Annotated in this window: 20 protein-coding genes and 3 pseudogenes; 14 read left to right on the top strand and 9 right to left on the bottom strand. The window is 72.5% G+C overall.

Annotated elements, in window-relative coordinates:
- Positions 1 to 68: 68 nt before the first annotated feature.
- The gene (locus IPJ59_RS08635) at positions 69 to 368 is read right to left on the bottom strand and encodes a hypothetical protein (protein WP_293259314.1); all 300 of its coding nucleotides are present in this window, start codon (positions 366 to 368) and stop codon (positions 69 to 71) included.
- Positions 369 to 437: 69 nt separating this feature from the next.
- Between IPJ59_RS08635 and IPJ59_RS08630 the strand changes: the two genes are divergently transcribed.
- Positions 438 to 1,265 carry an SDR family oxidoreductase gene (locus tag IPJ59_RS08630; RefSeq protein ID WP_293270733.1) on the top strand — a complete coding sequence of 276 codons (828 nt, stop codon included), beginning with the start codon at positions 438 to 440 and terminating at the stop codon, positions 1,263 to 1,265.
- Positions 1,266 to 1,309: 44 nt separating this feature from the next.
- Positions 1,310 to 2,992, top strand: a complete 1,683-nt coding sequence (locus IPJ59_RS08625) for a lipoxygenase family protein (RefSeq protein WP_293270732.1) — start codon at positions 1,310 to 1,312, stop codon at positions 2,990 to 2,992.
- A 40-nt stretch (positions 2,993 to 3,032) separates the two neighbouring features.
- Here IPJ59_RS08625 and IPJ59_RS08620 read toward each other — a convergent pair whose 3' ends face one another.
- The 4 genes and pseudogenes from IPJ59_RS08620 to IPJ59_RS37675 all read right to left on the bottom strand — a co-directional run.
- A complete protein-coding gene (locus IPJ59_RS08620; RefSeq protein WP_463673354.1) occupies positions 3,033 to 3,341 on the bottom strand; it encodes a ribosomal protein L7/L12 in 309 nt (102 codons plus the stop codon).
- Positions 3,330 to 3,530: pseudogene (locus IPJ59_RS38675) on the bottom strand (ribosomal protein bL12); the annotation flags it as partial. The gene IPJ59_RS08620 and the pseudogene IPJ59_RS38675, both read right to left, overlap by 12 nt.
- Positions 3,512 to 3,796 (bottom strand): annotated as a pseudogene (locus IPJ59_RS37680) (ribosomal protein bL12); the annotation flags it as partial. The pseudogenes IPJ59_RS37680 and IPJ59_RS38675, both read right to left, overlap by 19 nt.
- Positions 3,797 to 3,892: 96 nt before the next feature.
- Positions 3,893 to 4,096 (bottom strand): annotated as a pseudogene (locus tag IPJ59_RS37675) (ribosomal protein bL12); the annotation flags it as partial.
- Between the two features lie 215 nt (positions 4,097 to 4,311).
- On the opposite strand from IPJ59_RS37675, the gene IPJ59_RS08610 reads away from it, so the two are divergent.
- The 8 genes from IPJ59_RS08610 to IPJ59_RS08575 are packed head-to-tail and all read left to right on the top strand — an operon-like array spanning position 4,312 to position 12,934.
- On the top strand, positions 4,312 to 5,193 hold the full coding sequence (locus tag IPJ59_RS08610) for a hypothetical protein (protein WP_293270729.1): 882 nt from the start codon (positions 4,312 to 4,314) through the stop codon (positions 5,191 to 5,193).
- 34 nt (positions 5,194 to 5,227) lie between these two features.
- Positions 5,228 to 6,460: a radical SAM protein gene (locus IPJ59_RS08605; protein WP_293270728.1), complete on the top strand. Its 1,233-nt coding sequence runs from the start codon at positions 5,228 to 5,230 to the stop codon at positions 6,458 to 6,460.
- Entirely contained in the window at positions 6,457 to 7,428 is a 972-nt protein-coding gene (locus tag IPJ59_RS08600) for an asparagine synthase-related protein (protein WP_293270727.1), read from the top strand. The genes IPJ59_RS08605 and IPJ59_RS08600 overlap by 4 nt, the downstream gene beginning before the upstream one ends.
- Positions 7,407 to 9,161, top strand: coding sequence for an asparagine synthase (glutamine-hydrolyzing) (asnB, locus tag IPJ59_RS08595; protein ID WP_293259334.1), 1,755 nt, complete (start codon positions 7,407 to 7,409; stop codon positions 9,159 to 9,161). Before IPJ59_RS08600 ends, asnB begins: the two co-directional genes overlap by 22 nt.
- Positions 9,158 to 10,327: a glycosyltransferase gene (locus tag IPJ59_RS08590; RefSeq protein ID WP_293270726.1), complete on the top strand. Its 1,170-nt coding sequence runs from the start codon at positions 9,158 to 9,160 to the stop codon at positions 10,325 to 10,327. Before asnB ends, IPJ59_RS08590 begins: the two co-directional genes overlap by 4 nt.
- Positions 10,324 to 11,355, top strand: coding sequence for a glycosyltransferase family protein (locus IPJ59_RS08585; protein WP_293270725.1), 1,032 nt, complete (start codon positions 10,324 to 10,326; stop codon positions 11,353 to 11,355). The genes IPJ59_RS08590 and IPJ59_RS08585 overlap by 4 nt, the downstream gene beginning before the upstream one ends.
- Positions 11,325 to 12,098: a hypothetical protein gene (locus IPJ59_RS08580; RefSeq protein ID WP_293259343.1), complete on the top strand. Its 774-nt coding sequence runs from the start codon at positions 11,325 to 11,327 to the stop codon at positions 12,096 to 12,098. Before IPJ59_RS08585 ends, IPJ59_RS08580 begins: the two co-directional genes overlap by 31 nt.
- Positions 12,095 to 12,934 carry a PIG-L family deacetylase gene (locus IPJ59_RS08575; RefSeq protein WP_293270724.1) on the top strand — a complete coding sequence of 280 codons (840 nt, stop codon included), beginning with the start codon at positions 12,095 to 12,097 and terminating at the stop codon, positions 12,932 to 12,934. The genes IPJ59_RS08580 and IPJ59_RS08575 overlap by 4 nt, the downstream gene beginning before the upstream one ends.
- Before the next feature lie 2 nt (positions 12,935 to 12,936).
- Here IPJ59_RS08575 and IPJ59_RS08570 read toward each other — a convergent pair whose 3' ends face one another.
- The gene (locus IPJ59_RS08570; protein ID WP_293270723.1) at positions 12,937 to 13,494 is read right to left on the bottom strand and encodes a hypothetical protein; all 558 of its coding nucleotides are present in this window, start codon (positions 13,492 to 13,494) and stop codon (positions 12,937 to 12,939) included.
- Between the two features lie 277 nt (positions 13,495 to 13,771).
- On the opposite strand from IPJ59_RS08570, the gene IPJ59_RS08565 reads away from it, so the two are divergent.
- Both IPJ59_RS08565 and IPJ59_RS08560 read left to right on the top strand, forming a co-directional pair.
- Positions 13,772 to 14,755, top strand: coding sequence for an isopenicillin N synthase family dioxygenase (locus IPJ59_RS08565; RefSeq protein WP_293270722.1), 984 nt, complete (start codon positions 13,772 to 13,774; stop codon positions 14,753 to 14,755).
- Positions 14,756 to 14,805: 50 nt separating this feature from the next.
- The gene (locus tag IPJ59_RS08560) at positions 14,806 to 15,309 is read left to right on the top strand and encodes a hypothetical protein (protein ID WP_293259355.1); all 504 of its coding nucleotides are present in this window, start codon (positions 14,806 to 14,808) and stop codon (positions 15,307 to 15,309) included.
- 22 nt (positions 15,310 to 15,331) lie between these two features.
- Here IPJ59_RS08560 and IPJ59_RS08555 read toward each other — a convergent pair whose 3' ends face one another.
- Entirely contained in the window at positions 15,332 to 16,657 is a 1,326-nt protein-coding gene (locus IPJ59_RS08555) for a radical SAM/SPASM domain-containing protein (RefSeq protein ID WP_293270721.1), read from the bottom strand.
- Between the two features lie 28 nt (positions 16,658 to 16,685).
- Between IPJ59_RS08555 and IPJ59_RS08550 the strand changes: the two genes are divergently transcribed.
- Positions 16,686 to 18,368: a hypothetical protein gene (locus IPJ59_RS08550; RefSeq protein ID WP_293270720.1), complete on the top strand. Its 1,683-nt coding sequence runs from the start codon at positions 16,686 to 16,688 to the stop codon at positions 18,366 to 18,368.
- Between the two features lie 95 nt (positions 18,369 to 18,463).
- Here IPJ59_RS08550 and IPJ59_RS08545 read toward each other — a convergent pair whose 3' ends face one another.
- A complete protein-coding gene (locus IPJ59_RS08545) occupies positions 18,464 to 21,166 on the bottom strand; it encodes a serine/threonine-protein kinase (RefSeq protein WP_293270719.1) in 2,703 nt (900 codons plus the stop codon).
- Positions 21,167 to 21,175: 9 nt separating this feature from the next.
- Positions 21,176 to 22,123 carry an ADYC domain-containing protein gene (locus tag IPJ59_RS08540; protein ID WP_293270718.1) on the bottom strand — a complete coding sequence of 316 codons (948 nt, stop codon included), beginning with the start codon at positions 22,121 to 22,123 and terminating at the stop codon, positions 21,176 to 21,178.
- Between the two features lie 453 nt (positions 22,124 to 22,576).
- On the opposite strand from IPJ59_RS08540, the gene IPJ59_RS08535 reads away from it, so the two are divergent.
- Positions 22,577 to 23,299, top strand: coding sequence for an AMMECR1 domain-containing protein (locus IPJ59_RS08535; protein ID WP_293259369.1), 723 nt, complete (start codon positions 22,577 to 22,579; stop codon positions 23,297 to 23,299).
- Positions 23,300 to 23,432: the final 133 nt, after the last annotated feature.

Genomic DNA, 23,432 nt, shown 5'->3' with positions numbered 1-23,432 from the left:
GCCATCACAACCCGGCCATCACAACCCGGCCGTTACAACTCGGCCGTTACGACGCGGGCCGTCGCAGCTCAGCGACCGATCTGCCCTGGACGTGCCTCGCACTTCCAGTTGCCGACGAACATGTACTCCCGCTTGCAGGTCGCCACGTAGCTGCCCGCCTTCGCGTTCCACTGGTAGTTGCGCGACATGATGTCCGTGACCCGCACGTTCGCCTGCGACCCCGCCACCAGCCCGCACTCCTTGTCCAACGCGCACACCGCGTCGCGCGACATGGCCTCCGTCTCCGGGTCGTCCTTCGAGTTGACGTAGCCCTGGTAGCTCACGAACACCATGATCGCGAAGAGGAGGTACCAGATGAACTGCTTCATGCGCGCATCGTCGCACGGCCCCGCAGCCCCGGCAAGCCGGCGCGCGCCCCGTGTTAGGCTCGCGCCGCCGTGCCCGCCCGACGCTTCTTTCTCACCGGATGTGCCAGCGGCATCGGCCGTCACCTCGCCGAGGTCCTGCTCGCCGCGGGCCACGAGGTCTTCGCCACCGACCTCGACGAAGCTGGCCTGCGCACGCACGCGGCCGCCAACCCTCGCGCCTGGCCGGTGGAGCGCGTCCACCTGCGCCGCCTCGACGTCACCCAGGCCGGCGCCTGGCAGCTCGTGTTCGCCGAGGCCGAGCGCGTCATGGGCCGCGTCGACGTCCTGATCAACATCGCCGGCTATCTCCTGCCCGGCTTCGTCGGCGACTTCGACCCCGAGTCCGTGCACCGTCACCTCGACGTCAACACCAAGGGCGTCATCTTCGGCACCCACACCGCCGCCCGCCACATGCTCGCCCGCGGCGACGGTCACATCATCAACATCGCCTCGCTCGCGGCGCTCGCACCGATCCCCGGCATCTCGCTCTATTCGGCCTCCAAGTACGCCGTGCGCGGCTTCTCGCTGGCCGCCGCCCAGGAGCTGCGCCCGCGCGGCGTCGCCGTCAGCGTCGTCTGCCCCGACGCCGTCCAGACCCCGATGCTCGACCTGCAGGTCGGCTACAAGGAGGCCGCGCTCACCTTCTCCGGCTCGCGGATCCTCAGCGTCGCCGACGTCGCCGACGCGATCGTCCACCGCGTGCTCCCGCGCCGCCCGCTCGAGCTGCACCTGCCGCGCTCCCGCGCGCTCCTGGCCCGCCTCGCCGACCTGTTCCCGGGGACAGCCCTGTGGCTGCGCCCGATCCTCGAGCGCCGCGGCCTCGCCCGCCAGCGCGAGCTCGCGAAACACCGCGGCTGACCGCGCGGACATGGCCGCCGCCCTGGCGCTACGATGGCCGGCAAATGCCTCGAGCGTACCTGCCGCAGCACGACCCCGACCCCGCGCTCCGCCAGCCCGGCCTCGCTACCAACCGCGAGCGCTACGTCTACGACGCCACGATCGTCCCGCCCTTCGTCGTCTACCGCAGCCTCCCGGCCGCCGAGATCTTCACCGCCGGCTACTTCACCGACCGCCTCTCCTCCTCGGTCGGCGTGCCCGCCAACTTCGCCGCCGTCAAGCTCGCCAGCCTGATCGACCGCTTCGACGAGCTGCAGGACTACGAGGACCTGTTCAAGCTGTTCGACCCGCCCGCGATCGTCCGCAACTGGCGCGACGACGCGATGTTCGCCGAGCAGCGCGTCGCCGGCATCGAGTGTCGGCTCCTGCGTCGCATCAGCCGCCTGCCCGAGAACCTCCGCCTCACCGCCTCCGACTTCGCCGCGATCACCGGCATCGGGCTCGACCACGCCGCCGCCGAGGGCCGGCTCCACCTCGCCGACTACGCCCTGCTCGACGGCATCGAGGCCGGCGAATCCCACGGCCTCACCAAGTTCCTCTACGCCCCGCTGGCCCTGTTCTGCTGGGTCGACCAACCTGGCTCTCAGGACATGCGCCGCGAGACCCCCCGCGCCGGCCGCCTCGTGCCCGTGGCGATCCAGCTGGACCAGCGCCCGGGCCCGCACAATCTCTACACCCCGCGCGACGGCGCCGAGTGGCTCCTCGCCCGCACCGCCGTGCAGGCCGCCGAATACGCCCTGCACATGATGGGCCACCACGTGGCGATCGTTCACCTGGCGATGGAGAACTTCGCCATGGCCACCGCCCGCCAGCTCGCCGACAACCACCCGCTCGCCGCCCTGCTGCGGCCCCACCTGCGCTACATGATGGCCCAGGACGAGCTCTCGCGGCGCACCTTCGTCAACCCCGGCGGCTACATCGACCGCCTCCTCGCCCCCACGCTCGCGGGCTCGCTCGAGATCGCCGCCCGCAGCTTCAAGCGCTGGGACCTGCGCGCCTGGGCCCTCCCGCGCGACCTCGCCGACCGCGGCGTCGATGACCGCGAGACCCTCCCCCACTACCCCTTCCGCGACGACGGCCTGCTCATCTGGAACGCCACCGCCGAGTACGTCGCCGCCTACCTCGATCGCTTCTATACCAGCGACGCCGAGCTCCACGCCGACCCCGAGCTGCGCGCCTGGCTCGATGAGCTCGGCGACCCCAGCCGCGGCAACCTGCCCGGCCTGCCCGCCTGGCCGCCGACCCGCGCCGATCTGGCCGAGCTCGTCACCAATGTGCTCTTCACCAACGGCCCGTATCACGCCTCTCTCAACTACCGGCAATGGGAGTACGCGACCTACGTGCCGAACTATCCGATGGCGCTCTACAGCCCGCTGCCCCCGCGCGGCAGCCTGCGCGACGCCGCCGAAGCCGAGCGGGCCCTGCTCGAGCTATTGCCGGCGCAGAAGCAGTCGCTGGCCCAGCTGGAGATCATCAATCTCCTCACCGCCTACCAGCTCGATCAATACGGCCACTACGGCGATGACGACCCGCTCCTGGGCGAGCCGCGGCAGATCCGCGAGATCGTGACGAACTTCCAGGAGCGGCTCGCCTCGATCGAGGCCGAGATCCACCGCCGCAACGACGACCGCGCCGTCCCCTATCACGGCATGTTGCCGTCGAAGATCCCCAACAGCGCCAGCGTGTGATCACGCCGCGCGCGGACCCACGGCCTCGGCCTCCGCCTGATCACGCCGCGTGCGGACGAATCTCCACCGTCGCCCCGGCCTCCACCAGCTGCGCCTTGATCGCCTCCGCCTCCTCCTGACTCACGTCCGCCTTCACCACCCCGAGCGCGTCGACCAGATCCTTCGCCTCCTTCAGCCCCATCCCCGTCAGCGTCTTCACGATCTTCACCACATTCAGCTTCCCAGCCCCGGCGTCCTTCAACACCACGTCGTATTGCAGCGCCGGCCCGGGCGTCGGCGTCGGCCCCGGCGTCGGCCCCGGCGTCGGTTGAGGAACCGGCGCCCATCCCCCGTGCGGACGGATCTCCACCGTCGCCCCGGCCTCCACCAATTGCGCCTTGATCGCCTCCGCCTCCTCCTGACTCACGTCCGCCTTCACCACCCCGAGCGCGTCGACCAGATCCTTCGCCTCCTTCAGCCCCATCCCCGTCAGCGTCTTCACGATCTTCACCACATTCAGCTTCCCAGCCCCGGCGTCCTTCAACACCACGTCGTATTGCAGCGCCGGCCCCGGGCGTCGGCGTCGGCCCGGGCGTCGGTGTCGGCTGAGGCTGGGAACCGGCGCCCATCCCCGTGCGGACGGATCTCCACCGTCGCCCCGGCCTCCACCAGCTGCGCCTTGATCGCCTCCGCCTCCTCCTGACTCACGTCCGCCTTCACCACCCCGAGCGCGTCGACCAGATCCTTCGCCTCCTTCAGCCCCATCCCCGTCAGCGTCTTCACGATCTTCACCACATTCAGCTTCCCAGCCCCCGCGTCCTTCAGCACCACGTCATATCGCAGCTCCGGCCCCGGCGTCGGCGTCGGCCCGGGCGTCGGTGTCGGCTGAGGCTGGGGAGCCGGCGCCACTCCGCCATGTGGACGGATCTCCACCGTCGCCCCGGCCTCCACCAGCTGCGCCTTGATCGCCTCCGCCTCCTCCCGGCTCACGTCCGCCTTCACCACCCCGAGCGCGTCGACCAGATCCTTCGCCTCCTTCAGCCCCATCCCCGTCAGCGTCTTCACGATCTTCACCACATTCAGCTTCCCAGCCCCCGCGTCCTTCAGCACCACGTCGAAGGTCGATGGCGCCTCCGGGGTCGCGCTCAACTTGAGCCCGGCCGGCGTGAGTCCTCGGCTGGGAACAGCAATCTTCGAAATGCGCCGCGGGACCAGGGCCATGCTTCACCTCCAAACGCGACGATACACCTGCGCGCGACGAGGCGACTACCCTGCCGGCCGCACAATGACCGCTGCGCCGCAGAATTTGACCCCGCGCGCCCACCGGCCTAGCATGCCGCATGCGCGCATTCTTCAGCCCCCTCCTCGGCGTCTCGCTGCTCCTCACCGCCTCCGCTTGCGGCAAGGGCGATCCCATTCAAGAGCTCTGCGAGCTCGCCCTCAGCTGCGACTGCGCCCCGCCGCCCTTCGTCGACATGGACGCCTGCGTCACCGAGTTCAACAACGAGATCGAGCAGTACAAGATGCTCGCCACCGCCAGCGGCCTCACCTACGACCAGAGCTGCGTCGACCGGGGCACCGCCATCTTCACCGACAAGGTCGAGTGCGGCCTCGACTTCCCGGACATCACGGAGTGTAGCTTCTGCGCCATCATCCACGGCAGCCAGCCCGAGGGCGCCGCCTGCGTGGACCAGGAGAACTTCAGCGACTGCGCCAAGGACCTCCAGTGCGCCGACGGCGTGTGCGTCGACCCCTGCAAGCGGCTGTCGGCGGGCGCCGTCTGTGCCATCGACACCGGTGGCGACATTCAGGGCATCGGCATCTGCGCTGACGGCCTGTACTGCGATTATGGCGACACCCTGACCTGCATCCCGCTGATCGCCGAGGGCGGCGCCTGCCCTGGGTTCACGGGCTGCGCCGAAGGCCTCACCTGCGACGCCAACGTCTGCAAGGCCACCCCCGGCGAGGGTGAATCATGCACCGTCGAGTGCAAGGAGGGCCTCAGCTGCGACGGCGGCGTATGCAAGCCGCCCCCGGGCGAGGGCGAGCCCTGCACCTTCGATTGCAAGGAGAACTTCGTGTGCGACGCCATGGTCTGCAAGGCCGCCCCGGGCGCGGGCGAGCCCTGCATCAACTTCACCTGCGACGCGAACAGCGAGTGCGACGACAACACCAGCCAGTGCGTCGCCCGCCAGCCGCTCGTCTGCGACATCAACCCGTGACTCGCCGCGCCATCGACCGCCGGCCGTAGGTCGTATGCATCCCCCTGTCACGGGCTGGTCCACCATCCACGCGGGCGTGGCGATCGCGGTCACGCTCGCGGGCGACGGCTCGCTCCTCGCCGTCGACGCGGCCGTCGTTGCGCCGGACGACGGCCACGCCGACGTCGCGCTCGAGCGCCTGCTGGCGGCCCTGCGCCACGCCTCGTCCCACGCCGAGCTGAGCGCGCACGGCGTCGAGGGGCCCTTCCGCGTCGAGGACCTGGTCACGGTCGTCGTCACCATGGCGGACGCGGAGCTCGCACCCGCGACCCGCTGGCTGCGGCGTCGCCTCGCGCGTGACACCGAGATCGAGGTCCGCGGCGGCGACCGGCCCCGCGTCGTCGCTACCTTCGCCCGCCGCGGAGCCCGGCCCACCTCGCAGCGCCAGCGCTACGAACGAATCGCCGGCCGCATCCGCGTCGAGGCCTTCGAGCTCCACGTGGTCGAGCACTGCAACCTGCGCTGCACCGCCTGCTGCAACATGTCGCCGTACCTCGCCGAGCACACCCTCGGCGTCGACGAGATCGCGGCGATGTGCCAGACCATGGCCCGCCACCTCGACGTCGACGTGTTCAAGATCATGGGCGGCGAGCCGCTGCTGCACCCCCAAATCGCCGAGGTGCTTCAGGCCGTGCGCCGCAGCGGCATCAGCCAGGCGGTGCGCCTGTTCACCAACGGCCTGCTGCTGCACAGCATGTCCGACGATTTCTGGGCCGCCCTCGACGAGCTCACGATCTCGAATTACACCAGCGCCCCGGTCAAGCCGGCCCTCCTCGCCGACGCCCGCGCGAAGGCCCGCGCCTTCGACGTCGTCCTCAACGTCAAACCAGTCGCCGAGTTCAGCGAGGTCATGCGCGGCGAACGCGAGGACGACCCCGCCGAGGTGCAGCGCACCTACGAGGGCTGCTGGCTGCGCCACCGCTGCATGGTCGTCCGCCGCGGTCGGTTCTATATGTGTACACGGGCGGCCTACGCCGAGGAGTTCCACCGCGACCTGCTGCACGGCGCGCACCCGGACGACCTCGCCGCGGCGCGGGCCGGCGACGGCGTCCCGCTGACCACCCCAGACCTCGGCGAGGCGATCCTCGCCTACCTCAATCGCAGCGAGGCACTGGCGTCATGCCGCTTCTGCCACGGCGGCGCCGGCCCGCTCGCGGCCCACACACAGCTCGCCGGGGCCGACGTGCGCGCGGGTCGGCTGCGTCCGCTGCGCGTGCTCGGCCCATGAACCCTCGCCTCGCCTCGCTGGTGCAGTGGCGCGGCCACAGCGGCCCCTCGCTGCGCGGCCTCATCGGCGCAGCCCGCGTGCGCCTCGACCCGGAGGGCGTGCGCGCTGCGTTCGGAGAGACCGAGCCGACCGGCGCCACCTGCATCCTCGGGGCCCGCCGCGAATGGCCACAGAAATGGCCACATTTCGGGCGCAGCGCGCCCGCTCGCCCGCTGCGCGACCTGCTCACCGCCGCCTGCGCGCAGCTCCCGGCCGGGCCCGCCGCGCTCGCGCTCAGCGGCGGCGTCGACTCTGCCGTGCTGGCCGCGATCCTGCGTGATCGCGTGGTCGCATACACCCTCGCGCCGGAGCTGCCCGGATACAGCGAGGCGAGCGAGGCCCAGACGATCGCCGATCAGCTCGGCGTCACCCTGCGGTGGGTGACGGTCCGCGAGGACGACTATGTCACGGCCTTGCCCGCGGCGATCCGCGAATGCGAGTGCCCGCTTTACAACCTCCATCCGGTCAGCCGCCACCTGCTCGCGCGGGCGGTCCGCGCCGACGGCTTCGATGTCCTGATCTCGGGCGACGGCGCCGACGAAGTGTTTCGTGGCAGCGACGGCGCCGACTATCTGCCGATCGTCGGATCGATGACCCGCGCCACCGGGCTCGTCGCCTGTGCGCCTTTCCTCGACCCCACCATGGCCCCGTGGGTCGCCGCGGACCCGGACAAGCGGGCGCTGCGGAGCCTCGCCTGCGAGCTCGGCGTCCCCGAGGCGATCGCGTGGCGAGCCAAGGCGCCGCGCTTCGCCCCGGCGATGGACCTCGCGCGCCACCACGACCCCGCGCAGATCGCCGCGCTCGCCCGCAGCCTCGGCCGCACGCCCGCGACCACCACCGACCGCGAGCGCGTGGCGTGGACGACCCTCGCGCTGTTCGCCCGCGAATTCCCCGGCCTCGACCTCTCATGTGTGGGATCGCCGGACTGATCCGCCGCGACGGCGGGGCCCTGACCGGGCACAACCTGGCACGCGCGCGCGCCATGCGGGCCGCGCTGCGTCACCGCGGACCGGACGGCGAGGGCGAGGTCCTGCACGCCGACGCGATCCTCGAGCACACCCGCCTCGCCCTGCTCGACCGGGCCGGCGGCGCCCAGCCGATGTCGACGCCCGACGGCCGCTACTCGATCGTCTACAACGGCGAGGTCTACAACCACCGCGAATTGCGCGAGCAACTATCGTATCCGTTTCGCACCCGCTCCGACGCCGAGACCGTGCTCGCCGCCTTCGTCGAGCGAGGCCCCGAGTGCGTGCATTCCTTGAACGGAATGTTCGCCTTCTTCGTGTGGGACGCCGTGGCCCGCCGCGGCTTCGCGGCCCGCGATCCGCTCGGCGTCAAGCCCCTCGCCTACGCGTGGGACGACGGCGAGTTCCTGTTCGCCTCCGAGGCCCACGTGGTCGCCCGCGCCCGCGAGCGGCCCGTACGCGCGAACATCGGGGCGGTCCTCGAATATCTGGTCGCCCCCTGCTTCAGCGGCGTGGAGCGCCCCATGTTCGCCGGCGTCGCCTACCTGCCGCCGGGGCACTGGCTCGAGATCGGACCCGAGGGGCCGGAAGTGCGGCGATATTACCGGTTCACGGTCGGCGGTGCGGACGATCCGGGGCCGGACGACGAGGCCCTACGAGCCGGGCTCGAGCGGGCGGTGCGACGCAGCTGCGTCGCCGACGAGCCGGTCGGCGTGTTCCTCAGCGGCGGCCTCGACTCGAGCGCGATCGCTGCGCTCGCCGCCCGCGCCATGCCCACGCCGCCGCCGGCCTTCACCATCGCCTTCGCGGGGATGCCGGACTTCGACTATGCACATTCGACGATCGTCGTCTCCGACGACCTGCCCTTCGCCGAGCTCGCCGCCCACTCGGTCGGCGCGCCGCTCACCGTCGTCCGGGCGCCGCGCGGCGAGCTCGCGGCCGACCTCGAGCGGATCGCCGCCAGCAACGACGCCCTACCCGCGTGGGAGCAGGAGCTCGCGCAGGACCGCCTCGCCCGCGCGGCCGCGGCCGCGGGCCTGAAGGCGGTGCTGGTCGGCGACGCCGCCGACGAGACCCACTTCGGTTACCACTTCCTCCTCGACCCGGCGGCGATCGCCAGCCCGCGGGCGATCCTCGAGCGATTCGCCGCGGTCCCGGTGCGCCGCGATGTCCTCGCAGATCCGCTGACCGTGTTCAGCGACAGGTACCGCGCATGGATGCGGCCCGGGTTATCCATGCACGAGCAGATCGCGGGGACGACCGCCCTGATCGTCGAGCGCTGGCTCCCGCGGCTGCTGCACAACGGTGACATTCACGGCATGCGCGTCGGCCTCGAGGCGCGCGTGCCCTTCGCCGACACCGAGCTGCTGGCGCTCGCCGCCACCGTCTCGCCCGCGGCCGGGCTCGCCGACGGCGAGAAGACCCGGCTGCGCGCGGCCCTCCGCGGCGCGCTGCCGGAGTCGATCCGCCTGCGCCGCAAGTCGGCGCTGCCGAAGGACCAGGCCTGCGCCGCCATCTATCAACAGGAGGCCGCGCGCTTGCTCGCCGAGCCGCCGGAGCTCGTGCGCGAGCTGATCGACCTCGGCGCATTGCGCCCGCTGCTGGACCCCGCCCGCCCGCTCGGCGAGTGGGAGCGGGCGGCCCTGTTCCGCGTCATCGTGCTGTGCCACTTTACGCGTCACCACGGGATCTCATGAGCCGCGTATTGTTCGTCGTCCTGGCCGAGAAGGGGCACGTCCACCCGTTCATCGCGCCTGCACAGGAGCTGGCGCGGCGCGGCCACCAGGTCGGGTTCTACGCGCCCTGTGACCTGCGCGGCCCGCTCGCCCGGGCCGGCATTCGCGACGTCTTCGTCGGCGGCTCCGAGCCGGTCGAGGACGCGGGCCGCGGGCCGGCCTTCGCCGCGCTGGTGCGCGACGCGGAGCGCCTGCGGCGATGGATCTCCGCGCTGCTGATCGACAGCGTCCCGCTCGAGGTCTCGCGCCTGACCGCCGTCGTCGACGGATTCCGACCGCAGGTGATCGTCGCCGATCCGATGGCCTACGCCGCGCCGATCGTGGCCACGCGCGCCGGGCTGCCGTGGGCGGGCGTCTCGACCTCGCTCAACGCGCTGGTCCCCGACGGCTGGCGCAGCGAGCTGATCGCCACCACCTCGGCGCTGCCGCGGGCCGAGCTGTTCGCGAAGTACGGGCTCCCCGGGGCCAGCTTTCGCGTGAGCGATTGCCTGTCACCGCATTTGAACGTCGCCTGGACCACCCCGGAATTGGTCGGTGCTGCGCCGCCCGGGGTGCTCCTGGCCGGGGCCTCGCTGCCGCAGGTCGCCCGCGGAGACGAAAGCGACGTCTTGGGGCCGGAGCCAGACCCGGCGCGGCCGCTCGTGTTCATGGCGCTCGGCAGTCAGATCTACCATCAGCCGCGAATGTTCGAGATCGTGATCGAGGCGTCGCGCGGGCAGGCCTGGCAGCTCGTGCTGGCGATGGGCGAGCTGGCAGGGAAGGCCGCGCTCCCTGCCCACGTGAGGGCCATGGCCTACGCGCCGCAGCTGGCCGCGCTCGCGCGAGCGCGGGCGATGATCTCGCACGGCGGCGCCAACTCGGTGATGGAGGCGCTCGCGCACGGCGTGCCATTGCTGGTCTCGCCGATCTGCAACGATCAGCCGCACAACGCGAGATTCGTGGCCGCGGCCGGGGCGGGGCATATCTGTGATCTCTCGCGGGCGACGCCCGACGAGGTGCGCGCCACGCTGGCGACCCTGTGCGCCGACGGGCCCGCCCGCGCGGCGGCGGGTCGCATCGCCGACAGCTACCGGCTGGCGGGTGGCGCCATCCGGGTCGCCGCCGCGATCGAGGATTTACTGCGGTGATCATTCCCCTCACGGTCGCCGCGAAGAACGAGGAGCAGAGCCTCGGGCCCTGCCTCGACGCGCTCCTCGTCGCCGTCCGATATGCCGCGGATCAGGGCATCGCCTTCGACCTGCGGGTCGTGCTCGACGATTGCACCGATGATACCGAGGCGGTCGCGCGCGCCCGCGGCGTCCGCACGCTGCGTGCCAGCGGCGGCAAGGTCGAGGCCCAGCGCGCCGGGCTGCGCGAGGCGCTGGCAAACGGGCCACCCGCGCCAGACGGGCCAGACGGGCCACACGGGCCACACGGCCCACACGGCCCAGCCGGGCCGATCTGCGTGTTCATCGACGCGGACGTGCTCGTGACCCCGCCCACCCTCGCGGCGCTGGTGCTGGCCCTGCTGGCGCGGCCCGAGCTCGTCGTCGCCTCACCGCCGCGGCGGCCGCTGCCGCCGGTGTCGCGCGGGTGGCTCGCGTGGGCGCTGCACATCTACAACCGCGAGCGCGGCTTCTCGTCGCAGCGCACCTGGTTCAACGGCAAGTGCTTCGCCATGCGCGGCTGGAGCGTGCCGACCCGCGCCGAGCTCGCGCCCCGGATCGCGCGATTGCCGGTCGACCGCTTCTACGATTATTCCGCCGGGATGCGGGTCGACGATATCTACCTGTCGCGCCGCGTGGTCGCCGAGCGGGGGCCCACGCCCCTGATGGAGACGGCGGAGGGCTGCGTGGTCTATCGCGCGCCGGAGACCTGGCGGGGGATGTACCGCTATTATCGGCGCATGCGCATGGAGCTCGAGCGGGTGAGCGCGCTGTTCCCCGAGTACGACGCCGCCGCCGCCCGCTACGGGGTCCGACGCGCCGATCGGCTGGCGACGGCGCCGCTGTCGGAACGCGTCGCCTACCATACATTCACGCTGGCGCTGGCGCTGTGCCGGGTCGCGTACCGGATCGAGCGGGCCTATTATCAACACTTCTCGCGGACCACCTGCCCGGCGTGGCCGCCCGTGGAGGAGACCAAGTGCTCGCTCGCCACCGAGATCCACGAGTAGCGCCGCTGGAGCTGTGGGACCTCGTCGTCGACGGCGCGCCGCTGTATCGCGTGGACCGCGGCGCCGGCTTCGGGGCGGCGCTCGGACGCGCGGTCGAATCGCTGATCGACGGCGTCGCGGTCAGCGAGTCGGGCGCGCGCTTCCCCGCGGAGTGCCACGATATCCGCGAGGTCGTGCTCGTGGGTGGGGCCGCCGGCGAGGTCGTGTGGACCAGCGATCGGGTGCCAGCGCGGCACGCCGCGGACCCCGAGCATTGCGCCGAGCAGGGCGGGCGGGCGCTCCTCGCCGAGCTCGGCGCGCGTGGCCTGGTCGTCGACCTCGGCCAGAGTCGGCTCAAGGTCAGCGGCGCCCGCCGCCGCGTCTACCCGCGGGACCTCGCCGAGATCCCTGTGAGCGCGCGCCCGGTCGACGGCAACGGACGCGCTGCGCTCGTCGGGTTCGTCGCGGCGGCCCTGCGCGCGGCCGCGGACGACGAACGGCCCGCGGCGATCGTGCTGGCGCTGCCCTGCGAGATCTCGCAGGACGGCGAGCTCGGCACCTGCTCCTATCCATGGCGCGCGGGCGACACGATCGTGCCGGAGATCCTCGCGGCGGCGGGGCTCGCCAGGGTGCCGACACTGCTGCTCAACGACGCCGAGCTCGCCGCCATCGGCGTCGCCACGCGCCCGCCGATCGCCGCGCCCGCGCTGGTCCTCACCGTCGGCTTCGGCATCGGCGGCGCGCTGCTGCGGAGCAGCGCATGACCACGCTCGTCGTCTCGCCCCACCTCGACGACGCCGTGCTCTCGCTGCCCGGCTTCATTCGCGCGCGGGCGCTGCGCGGCGAGCAGGTCGTCGTGCTGACCGTGTTCAGCGAGGGCGACGCCGGGCACGCGACGCGGCGCGTGGAGGACCTCGCCGCGCTCGCGCTGCTGGGCGCCATCCCGCAGCATCTCGGGCTGCGCGACGCCCCGCTGCGTCGCGGCGTCGCGTCCAGCTTCCGCGAGCTGGTCCTGCGCGAGCTGGCGGACGACGACATCGACGCGGCCACCGTGACCCACGCGCTCACCCTGGCCATCGCCGCGATCGACGCGTCCTCGATCTTGCTGCCGCTCGGCGTCGGCGAGCACATCGACCACCGCATCGTCCACGCGGCCCACACGGGGCTCGCCGGGCGGGTCGGCTTCTACGAGGACCGGCCCTACGCGCTCATCGAGCACGCGGTTCGGGCCCGCCTGCTGCGGCTCGGCGCCGTGGTCGACGGCGCCGCGGTCACGCCCTGTCCCGCGGCCGTCGACGAGTTCCTGGCCGCGGCCCGGGTCGCGCCGCACATCCACGCGTACCTGCCCGCGGACGAGCGCGAGCTCTGCCTCGCTCGCCTCGCCGCGGCGCTGACCCTCGCCGCGCCGCCATCGGGTCTGGCGCTGCGGAGCGAGCGACTGGGCTTCACGCCCGAAGCGCGCTCGGACGCCGCGCGGGCGGTCCAGGCCTATGCCTCGCAGCTCGCCGACCTGTTCGGCGCCGACGACGTCGCGGCCCGCTTCGCAGAGCCCTACGCCGAGCGCATCTACTGGCGCGCTGACGGCCCGGCTGACGCCTGACCTCAGATGTCGTCGTGCAGGACACAGATATTGTTGGTGCCGATGTGCATACCGCAGTACGGCGTCAGGCCGGCGCACTGCGGGTCGCTGCAACACCCCTGGAGGACGATGCTGCCGTCGACGCAGGGGTATTGATCGTCGCAGACCGGCTCCTGACCGCAAGGCGCCCCCTGACAGGTCATGCACTCCTCCAGTGTCAGGTCGGGCGACACCTCGACCAGCGCCGCGCAGTCGGTCGATCCGACGATCGCCTCGCAGGCCGCCGCGCCCGTCGTCGCGTCCGAGGTCTCGCCGGTGGTCGCGCCCGTCGCCCCGGTCGTCTCGCCGGTCACGACGCCCGTGCTCGCCTCGGTGAGCCCGCCGCTGCTCGCGTGGCCGGTGCCGGCGTCGCTGCCCGTGGGCACCGCGTCGGTCGCCGACCCCGTGCCCGCGCTCGCCGTGCTGCCCGTGGTGCCCGTGCCACCACCGGAGCTCGTACCGTCGCTCGAGCTGGTATCGAGGGTGAACGGACAGGCCGGCGCGAGGAGCAGCGAATAGACGAGAGCGCCGCGAATCTTCATGGCCGTCTCTGCATAACACACGAGACCCCGCCGGATTGCCCGCAGATACGAGGTCCGGCGGCGACAAGTCGCACACCGAGGGTCCGCAGTCACATCGATATGGAACTTGCGGACAATATCCGGCAAGCGATCGACGCCTCCGTCGCCGAACACTAAACACCCCGTATCACCCAGACCGTCGCCCAGCCCGCGCCGATGACCGCCAGACCGAGCTAGCTAGCGAGCGATCCGCGAGCCATTGACCCGCCCGCACAAACCGGCGATCTCTGGCCCGCCGATGCCCGCCGCGCTGCCGATCGTCGACATGAGCCCGCTGCTCCGCCCCGGGCCCGACGCCGAGCAGGACGCGCTCGCGCGAGCGATCGCTACCGCCTGTCGCGAGCGCGGCTTCTTCTACGTCGTCGGCCACGGCGTCGACCCGGACCTGCTCGCCGCCCTCGACCTCGCCTGCCGGCAATTCTTCGCCCTCCCCGCGGCCGCCAAGCAGGCGATCGCCATGGCCCGCGGCGGCCGGGCCTGGCGCGGCTACTTCGCTCTCGGCGACGAGCTCACCGCCGGCGTCCCCGATCTCAAGGAGGGCCTCTACTTCGGCAGCGAGCTCGGCCCGGAGCACCCGCGCGTGCGCGCCGGGGTCCCGCTGCACGGCGCCAACCTGTTCCCGCTCGAGCTGCCCGCGCTGCGCCCCGCCGTGCTCGCCTACATCGACGCGCTCACCCGCGTCGCCCACGCCCTGCTCCGCGGCGTCGCCCGCAGCCTCGGCCTCGCCGACGACTACTTCGCGGTCCACTACACCGCCGACCCGACCGTGCTGTTCCGCGTGTTCCACTACCCGGCCGTGGCCGACGCCGCGGGCTGGGGAGTCGGCGAGCACACCGACTACGGCCTGCTCACCCTGCTCGCGCAGGACGAGGTCGGCGGCCTCGAGGTGAAGACCCCGGACGGATGGATCGACGCCCCGCCGATCTCCGGCGCGATGATCTGCAACCTCGGCGACATGCTCGACCGCCTGACCGGCGGCGAGTACCGCTCGACGCCTCACCGCGTGCGCAGCAGCGGCGGCCGCTCGCGCCTGTCCTTCCCCTTCTTCTTCGACCCCGACTTCACCGCCGAGCTGCGCCCGCTGCCGGACCGCCCCCCGCGCCCGGACGACGCGGTCGATCGCTGGGACCGCAGCAGCGTCCACGCCTTCACCGGCAGCTACGGCGACTACCTGCTCGCCAAGGTCGCCAGGGTGTTCCCGGCGCTCGTCACGGCCACCTGAGGCGCCGCCGCGAGTTGCGTCGGCGAAGCTCGCGGACGTATCCTGCGCGGATGCAGCTGTGCGCCGCCTGCTCTCGCCACGTGTTTCACGACGCCCCGGCGTGCCCCTTCTGCGGCGCCTCGCTGCGCGCCAGCCCGGCCCCGGCGACGACGCTGATCGGCCTCGCGCTGGGCGTCGCGCTGGCTGGTTGCGGCGGCAAGACCGGCAACAGCGAGGGCGGTAGTAGCAGCAGCGGCGACACCACATCCACCAGCGAGGGCTCGGTCAGCGCGTCGACCACCAGCGGCGGCGACACGGACGGCCTCACCGGCAGCACGGTCGCACCGACCAGCAGCGCGAGCGACAGCGCCACCACCACCGGCACCACCAGCGCCACCGCGACGAGCACCAGCGACGACACCACCGGCACCGGCGGCGACACCACCGGCGACACCACCGGCGACACGAGCACGAGCACCACGAGCACGAGTACCGGCGACACCACCAGCGACACCTGGGACACGATCCCCCTGCCCTACGCGGGCGCCGTGCCAGACGACGGCGACGGCCTGTAGCCGCGGCTCACTGCTTCGCGGCTCACTGCTTCAGCGGCGAGCCAGCCCCAGCAGGCTCGTCGGCGCGGGAGCTGCGGGGCTCATCGACCTGCACCGGTCCGAGCCGCTCGCGCAGCGCCGGGTCCTTGTACTCGCGGATCAGCCGCAGCAGGCCGTGGTCGAAGGGCTCCCCCGGGGCCGCGCGCACCGGCTCGAGCCGCTCACGCAGGCCCTCCGCGTCGAGCCCCAGCGCGCGGTGGATGCACATCGGGTTATTGCCCGGCCGACCCAGCAGCGGCTCGCTCACCGACGTACAACCGCCGAGGCACACCGGCGCGTAGTAACAGCTCGCGCACAGCCCCCACAGCGTCTCGACCCCGCGGCCGCGGTTGTACGCGAGCTCCGGCGCGCGCTCCCACAGCGCCGCCAGCCCGTGCTCGCGCCACTGCCCGCCGTCGTTGGCGCGGCCGCCGAGGCTCGGGCAGCCCTTGAGCTTGCCGTGGCTCTCGATGCCGAGGCCGACCACGCCCGCCTGGCAGCCGAAGTAGTGCCCGCGCTCGGTCGAGTTGCGGCGCAGCCTGGCCTCGAGCGGCCCGAAGTAGCCGACGCTGTTGCCCGGGTAGAGCCGGATCTTGAGCGCCTCGCAGCGCGCGAGCAGGCGCTCCAGCACCGCGTACATCTCGATCATCTGATACGGCTGCAGCAAGATCTCCGGGTGGTCGGCCGCGACCCCGTGGGCCAGCGTGAGCTGCACCTGCCACGCGTGGATGCCCTCGGGCGCCAGCAGCTCGAGCAGCGCCTCGAGGTCCGGCAGCGTGCGCGCGTTGATCTGCGAGTTGCAGGCGATCTGCGAGCCCGCCGCCCGCATGTGCCGCAGCGCCGCGAAGGCCCGCTCGAAGCTCTGCGGCCGCCCGCGCAGCGCGTCGTGGCAGCTCGCGAGCCCGTCGATCGACACCGACACGCTGCGGATCCCCGCCTCCACCAGCCCGTCGGCGAGCTCGCGGCTGAGGTTGTATCCGCCGGTGGTCAGCGTGGGCGTCATGCTGCGCTCGCGGATCCTCCGCACGATGAGCAGCAGGTCGGCGCGCAGGTACGCCTCGCCGCCGATCAGCGTCACCTCGCCGACCCCCGCCGCGGCCAGCTCGTCGACCAGACGCAGGCTCTCCTCGGTGCTCAGCTCGTCGTGACGCCGGGCCCCCGAGCGCGGCCCGCAGTGCACGCAGCGCTGGTCGCAGGCCGAGGTCAGCTCCCACACCGCGTGCCGCGGCCGCGGGGCCTCGCCCGGCGCCAGCGGCAGCACCCGCCGCGTCCGCGTCGGCGGGGCCAGGTCGACGATCGGCAGGCTGCGGCGAGCTGCGTCGTGGCGCACCGGGGCATCATACACGTATCCTCGCGCCGTGCAGCCCGGGCGCCCCCGCATGCTCCCCTTCGCTCTGGCGACGGCGCTGATCGTCGCGATCTCGGCGATCGTCCGCCGCCCTGGCTTCACCGAGGGCGGCCTCGCCTCGCACGACGTCGGCGGCATCCTCTACAACGCGATGCTGCTGCGCAGCGGCGGCCTGCCCTACGTCGACAGCGTCGAGTGGAAGGCCCCCGGCAGCTTCTACCTCGCCGCCCTGCTCGCCGGCCCCGAGGGCACCGACATCGCCGCCCTGCAGATCGCCGCGAACTGCGTCGCGCTCGGCTCCCTCGCGCTCGTCGCCGTCCTCGCCTGGCGCCTGTGGGGCCCCGCCGCCGCCCTCACCGCGGCCGCGGTGTTCGCCCTCCACGACGCCCACCTCGACAGCATGGACGCCAACTACGTCACCTGGGCCCTGCTGCCGCAGCTCGCCGCCGTGCTCGTCGCCGTCCTCGCCGACCGCCGCCGCCGCGCACAACCTGTCCCTTCAGCCATGTCCTCCACGGCGAGCCAAGCAAGCGGAGCACCCGACGACGCGGACCCACAACCTGTCCCTTCGCGCAGGTCCTTCACGGCGAGCCAAGCAAGTGGAACACCCGACAACGCGGACCCACAACCTGTCCCTTCGCGCAGGTCCTTCGGGACATGGCTCATGGCGGGGGTGCTGTGCGCCGCAGCCACCCTGTGCAAGCAACCCGACGGCATCGTCCTGGTGCCGGTGCTGGCGCACGCGCTGTTCGCCGGTCCGCGCCGCGACCTCCGCTCCGGGCTCGCGGTCCTGCTCGGCTTCCTCGGCGGCCACGCGGTGGTCGGCGCCCACTACCTCGCGCACGGCCAGCTCGGCGCGCTGGTGGCCAGCTACACCGGCATCAACTGGGGCATCGCGTACATCGGCCACCACGCCGACACCCCGCTGCGCAGCGCCGCCTGGGAGGGCGCCGCGGCGAGCCTGTACTTCCTCGCGCTGCCGCTGGTGCTCGCCGGCTTCGCGATCGCCGCCCGCCCGCGCGAGCCCTCCCCCGAGACGCGCGCCACCCTGCGTCTGCTGGCGATCTGGAGCGCCGCCGCGCTGGTCTCCGCGGCCGTCGGCCTGCGCTTCTACAAGGGCTACTTCCTCGCCGTCCTGCCGCCGCTGTGTCTGCTCGCCGCGGCGCCCTGGGGCCTGCTCTCGGCCGCGACCTGGCGCCGCGGCCTCGCCCGCTGGTTCGCCGCCCCGGTGCTCGCGCTGCTGGTCGCCCGCGCCGCGCTGCAGCTGCACGCCACCCGCGTCGACCGGGCCCACCCGCACGACGACGGTGCCCGCAAGATCGCCGCGCACATCGCCCGTCACAGCCAGCCCGGCGATCGCATCTGGGTGTGGGGCTGGCACCTGTGGGGCGTCTACGCGTACAGCGACCGCCTCTCGGCCAGCCCGCTCTACAAGACCCCCGGCCTGCTCACCCGCTTCGACAACGACACCTGGCGCCGCCCGAGCACGCCGGTCCAGTTCATCCCCGACAGCCCGCACGCCGCGCGCCTGCTCCGCGACCTCGAGGCCGCGCCGCCGATCTTCATCGCGCTCGGCGGCACCGTCCCGCGCGAGCAGTTCACCGGCCTGCGCCGCTTCCTCGCCGCCCGCTACGAGCGCGACCGACGGATCCAGGTCGGCAAGGTCGAGATCTGGCGCCGCCGCGAGACCTGACCCAAGAGCCAGCCTCGGCTGTCCCGAGAGACAGCCGCTCACGGTCGAGTCCCGGCCGGCAGCCGCTCACAGCCACATCGACACGGCGACGAGCGTCACAACGACGGCCCGCAGCTCACCACGAACGCGGCCTCGCTGGCCGCCCGACGCTCGTCGCCCGGGGCCAGCGCGGCGCGAGCCTCGGTCAGCAGGTCGCACACCCGCTGGCGCGCCTCGCCGCGACCCGCCAGCATCCGCGCCAGCGACAGCGTCGCCGTCAACCGCCGCGCGTCGCCCTTCGCCGGCCCCGGCGTGGCCGCCAGCACCTGCTCGAACCACCCGATCGCCGCCGCCGTGTCGCCCAGCTTCGCCGCCATCTCGCCGGCCCGCAGCGCCGCCGACAGCCCCAGCGCCCGGTCCCCGCCATACGCTCTCACCGCCCGATCGAACAGGTCCAGCGCGCGCCGCAGCTCGCCCTCGGCAGCCGCCAGCTCGCCCAGCCCCTCGAGCGCGAGGGCCCGTTGTGGGTGCACATGATCGTCACGCTCGGCGATCGCCACGGCGCGCTCGAAGTACCGCTTCGCCTCGGTCATATCGCCGCCGCGTGTTGCCACCTGCCCGAGGCCCGTCAGCGGTGTCAGCAGGTGCGGGTGTTCCAGCCCGTGCACCGCCTCCATCAGCGCCAGCGCCTCGGTGTAGCGCGCGCGCGCCTCGACCAGCGCCCCACGCCGGAGCGCCACGTCGCCGAGCCCGCTCAGCGGATGACCCGCCAGCGGGTGCCGTTCACCGAGCAGCTGCACGAACAGCTCGTAGGCCCGCGTCGAGTTGCGCTGCGCCGCGTCGAGGTCGCCGCGCTCGAGGTCGACGTTCGCGAGGTTGTGATGCACCACCGCCAGCAGCGGGTCCGGGGTGCCGGCCCGCTGCAGCAGCGTCACCGTCCGCTCGAAGTGCCGCTGCGCCGCCGCGTCGTCGCCGGCCAGGTCGAACACGATCCCCAGGTTGTTCTCCAGCAGCGCCGCCAGCGACCCGTCGTCGCGCGCTCGCTCCACCAGCGCCGCCGCGAACGGCTCGCTCGCCAGCGCCGCCTCGTGGCGTGCCAGCCCGTCGCCCAGCACGAAGATCCGCTTCACCGCCGCCTCCGCCGCCTCCGCGTGCAGGTCGTGCGCGATCGCCATACGCAGCGCCTCCGCCAGCGCCGCCTCCGCGTCCACCGAGCGCGCCGACGCCGACAGCAGCCCCCCCTCGACCAGCGCCGCCTCCGCCTGCAGCGGCGCGTAGCTCAGCGTCCGCGCCTCGCCCCGCACCTTCGTCGCCAGCGTCAGCCCCTCCGCGTAGCCGCCCGTCGCCTCCAGCGCCCGCGCCCGCACCAACCGCTCGCGCAGCGTCTCCACCCGCTCCGCGGTCGCCACGTCATCCGGTGGCGCCACCGCGTTGAGCAGGCCGTCCTCGTCCTCGCACGCCTTCACGCTCGGCAACGCCGCCACCGCCTGCACCGCGTGCTCCACCACATCCCGGTCCGCGCCCGCGAAGATCTCGACAAGCGCCGCCACGTGCTGCTTGCGCCGCCCCAGGCACGCGTTGCGCAGGTCCAGCATGTGCGCCGACGTCGAGCCCCCCGCGTGCGAGCGACACGCAGTCACCTGCGCCGACTGCCACGCCTCCGCGTACTGGTCCAGCCGCGCCTCGGCCCGCGCCAGCACGTCCCCCGCGTACGCCTGCCCGGTTTGTGTGAACGCTCGCCGCACCACGGTCCGCTGCGCCTCGCCCCACACCGCACCGATCTCCTCTGCCCCCCCCGCGCAGCGCTCCTCCGTCGACATCCCCATCGTCGCCGCCGCGAAGCTCCCCGCCGATGCCACACCGATCAACCCCACCAGCGCCGCCGCCCGCACCCGCGCCCGCCCGGGGTCGCGGCTCAGCGCCGCCAACATCTCGTCCATGCTGCCAAAGCGCCGCTTCGGGTCCGTCGCCAGCCCCCGCGCCACCACCTTGAACAGCCGCCGCGGCGCCCGCGACTCCGGCGGCGGTGGCGGCACCACGCCTCGCTCCACCTGCGCCTTGATGCTCGCCCACGTGTCCCCCACGAACGGCCGCGCCCCGTACAGCGCCTCATACAGCGTCACCGCGAAGCTGAACTGGTCCGAGTAGGGTCCGCTCGGCTCGCCGAAGTGCTGCTCCGGCGACATGTACGCCGGCGTCCCGAGCACCTTGCCCATCTGCGTCAGGCGCACGGACCAGTGCACGTTGGACCGCTCGATGCCCTCGGGCAGGGTCGTGTTCACCGCCGCGTCGTCGGCCGTCTCGGTGGTGTCGTCCTCGGGCTCATGGCCGTTGTGCTCGGCTTGCACGAGCCCGAAGTCGAGGACCCGGGCCTGGCCGCGGGCGTCGACCAGCACGTTGTCGGGCTTGAAGTCGCGGTGCACGAGCCCCGCGGAGTGGGCCGCAGCCAGGCCGCGTCCGGCCTCGCAGACCACGCGGAGCACGGACTGCCAGCTGCGCGTCGCGGCCCGCAGCCACGCGCCGAGCGTCTCGCCGTCGATGTACTCCATCGCCACGTAGATGCCGCCGTCGTGCTCGCCGACCTGATAGACCTGAACCACGTGCGGGTTGGAGAGGCGGGCCATCGCCTGCGCCTCACGGGTCATGCGAGCGCGCACCGCCGGCTTGTCGAGCAGCTGACGGCGGACCAACTTGAGCGCCACCTTGCGGTCGAGGGCAGTGTCATAGACCGCGTATACGACGCCCATCGCGCCCTCGCCGAGCTTGTTCAACACGACGAAGGGGCCGATCGCGGACGGATCGGCGCTGGCGTCAGTCATGGCCGCGGCTCACAGCACCTTGCCGCTCTGGAGCAGCCCGCCGGAGGCGAAGGACGACCCGCAGGCCGGGATGTCGCACTCGATCATGATCTCCGCGTGGCGAGCGTTAGCGTAGTTGAGGCACGTGGCACCGTCAGGGCCCCACTCCGCCTCGACCACGTAGCTCACGCCGACGTCGACGTTCTGCACGCCGAGCTGGTCGAGCACGTGGATCGGCGTGCCGTTGGTGGTGTGCGCCTGGCCGTCGCCGCAGTAGTCGGCCCGGACCATGCGTGTGCAGGCCTGGTGATGGTCGCGCAGCGCCACGCCGCCGACGCTGGCCCACGGGCGGTAGCCGAACTCGACGCACTTGGCCAGGGCAGCGCCACGACAGGCGAAGGTCAGCGCGTCCGGGTAGCTCCCGATCCGCTCGCCGCTGTCGGGGTCCCACACATCGCCGAGCAGGATCGCCTGGGCCCCATCCTCGCACAGCGGCTGCCAGGCACCGTCCTTGACCTCGAGGTCGTAGACCGCGACGTCCGAGCCCGGCGCGAGCAGCCCGTAGCCCACGATCTTCAGCTGCTTCTTGTGCTTGCCCTTGCCGTCGCCCTGGATGTCGAAGTCGATCGTGGCATCGTCGAGGCCGAGGCCCGAGAGCACGGTTTTCTTGGTGCTCACGAACAGCTCGCTGCCGGTCAACCAGGTGTTGATCACCTTGTCCTTCCCCTTCACGTCGACCTTCGTGATCTCGATGTAGTCGCTGGTGCCGGCGTCGCCGTTCAACCGCGTCCCGTTCAGCCGCGTCCCGTTCAGCCGCGTCCCGTTCAGCCGCGTCCCGTTCAGCCGCGTCCCATTGTCCTCGAGCTCTCGCAGCTCGACTGCCTCGGCGACAACATCCTCCGACTCACACGCGTTCAACAGCAGCACCGCTGAAGCACCCACAAGCCCACCCACAAGCCAGGTCATTCGCATCGCCATGGTCACCCTCCCGCGCTACGACCTCACCACTGTATCAGCGAAACCGCCGCAGAGGCCCAGGAAGCGGCGAATGGCGGCGAATTTCGAGGTAGGACAGTTCCCCCTGCGAGCAGACAGCGGGCCTGATCGCTGAGCCCGAAGTGCCCCCGAGGGATGCCAGAGTTGCAGGGCACATGCTGTGATGTGTGCAGGTGTTGCGTGCACTCGCGCGCGCGCTCCCTGGCCTCGATCATCGGTCGCCACCGCCTGGTGGCCGCCACGACCCGGGCAGCGGATCACCCGTCGACATCAGACCGTGACAATCACCGCTGGACCGATGCGACCTCAACACTCGGGACCCGCCGGTCAGCTGTCCGAAGACCAGCGACCTGGCGCATGCGACAGCGCCATCGAGGTCGCAGATTGTGCTTTGCAAAGCGGGCTCGCTCGGTCATCTTACGCGCCGCGTTGACCATGGAAGCCGCCGACCCGCCCGCTGTTGCTCCCGTGCCGCTCGCCGAGGCATCTCGGCGCTGGCTGCTGTTTGTGGCGCGACGCGCCCTGCGTCACGCGATGGCCCAGCGCGACCCGGCGGCGCTGGACCTCCCGCTCGGCAGCGCCGAGCGCCCGGATGATCCGCGCCTCGACGCCCCGGCCCGCGTGTACGTGTCGTGGTACGACGGCGCCCAGGCGGGGCCGATCGGCAGCCTCGGCTCGCTCGAGCCGTGGCTGTCGCTCGAGCAGGCAGTCGCTCGCTACGCCGTGCCCGCCGCTGCAGGTCCACGACTGCCCGCCGCCCGGGCTGCACGCTGGCATCGTCTCGTCGGCGAGATCTCCATCCTCGGCGCGGCGCAGGAGCTCGTGGTCCACGGCCTCGATGCCATCAGCGCTGCGCTGGTGCCGAACCGCGACGGTGTCATCCTCGGCCGCGGGCTCGCGCAGGCCGTCGAGGTCCCGCGCCAGCAGGCGGTCGCCTTGCCCTCCGCGTGGCGGCACTCGCCGCGTCCGCGCGACTTTCTGGTCGCCCTCATGCGCACCGCAGGTCTCGCGCCGGAGCATGACGGACCGCGCCTGCGGGTCCGCACCTTCCTCGCCGAGAGCTTCGCCGCGCCGGTCGCCGCGCCGGTCGCCGCGGGCCCGAACCCTGGCGAGCAGGTCCAGCCGGACTCGTCCGGTCTGCTGGCTTCACTGGCCTAACGTATGGCTTGACGTATGGCCTGACGTACGGGCGCTCGAGCGGTCGACGCCGGGCGCGTGCCGCATACCACCGCGTCCAGCAGCCCGTCCGACGACGGGGCAGGGCTTGCGAGGCCGAGCAGCGGCGTGCCAC

Origin of the sequence: Nannocystis sp. (assembly GCF_016714285.1) — a bacterium.
Lineage (GTDB): Bacteria > Myxococcota_A > Polyangia > Nannocystales > Nannocystaceae > Nannocystis.
The sequence above is the reverse complement of the archived record's forward strand: the minus strand, read 5'-3'. Positions and strand labels throughout refer to the sequence as shown.

Excerpts from the sequence above, each read along its gene's own strand:
- IPJ59_RS08635 (WP_293259314.1), bottom strand. The coding sequence starts at position 368 with ATGAAGCAGTTCATCTGGTACCTCCTCTTCGCGATCATGGTGTTCGTG.
- IPJ59_RS08625 (WP_293270732.1), top strand. The coding sequence starts at position 1,310 with ATGCCTCGAGCGTACCTGCCGCAGCACGACCCCGACCCCGCGCTCCGC.
- IPJ59_RS08610 (WP_293270729.1), top strand. The coding sequence starts at position 4,312 with ATGCGCGCATTCTTCAGCCCCCTCCTCGGCGTCTCGCTGCTCCTCACC.
- IPJ59_RS08605 (WP_293270728.1), top strand. The coding sequence starts at position 5,228 with ATGCATCCCCCTGTCACGGGCTGGTCCACCATCCACGCGGGCGTGGCG.
- IPJ59_RS08600 (WP_293270727.1), top strand. The coding sequence starts at position 6,457 with ATGAACCCTCGCCTCGCCTCGCTGGTGCAGTGGCGCGGCCACAGCGGC.
- asnB (WP_293259334.1), top strand. The coding sequence starts at position 7,407 with ATGTGTGGGATCGCCGGACTGATCCGCCGCGACGGCGGGGCCCTGACC.
- IPJ59_RS08590 (WP_293270726.1), top strand. The coding sequence starts at position 9,158 with ATGAGCCGCGTATTGTTCGTCGTCCTGGCCGAGAAGGGGCACGTCCAC.
- IPJ59_RS08575 (WP_293270724.1), top strand. The coding sequence starts at position 12,095 with ATGACCACGCTCGTCGTCTCGCCCCACCTCGACGACGCCGTGCTCTCG.
- IPJ59_RS08570 (WP_293270723.1), bottom strand. The coding sequence starts at position 13,494 with ATGAAGATTCGCGGCGCTCTCGTCTATTCGCTGCTCCTCGCGCCGGCC.
- IPJ59_RS08565 (WP_293270722.1), top strand. The coding sequence starts at position 13,772 with ATGCCCGCCGCGCTGCCGATCGTCGACATGAGCCCGCTGCTCCGCCCC.
- IPJ59_RS08560 (WP_293259355.1), top strand. The coding sequence starts at position 14,806 with ATGCAGCTGTGCGCCGCCTGCTCTCGCCACGTGTTTCACGACGCCCCG.
- IPJ59_RS08545 (WP_293270719.1), bottom strand. The coding sequence starts at position 21,166 with ATGACTGACGCCAGCGCCGATCCGTCCGCGATCGGCCCCTTCGTCGTG.
- IPJ59_RS08540 (WP_293270718.1), bottom strand. The coding sequence starts at position 22,123 with ATGGCGATGCGAATGACCTGGCTTGTGGGTGGGCTTGTGGGTGCTTCA.
- IPJ59_RS08535 (WP_293259369.1), top strand. The coding sequence starts at position 22,577 with ATGGAAGCCGCCGACCCGCCCGCTGTTGCTCCCGTGCCGCTCGCCGAG.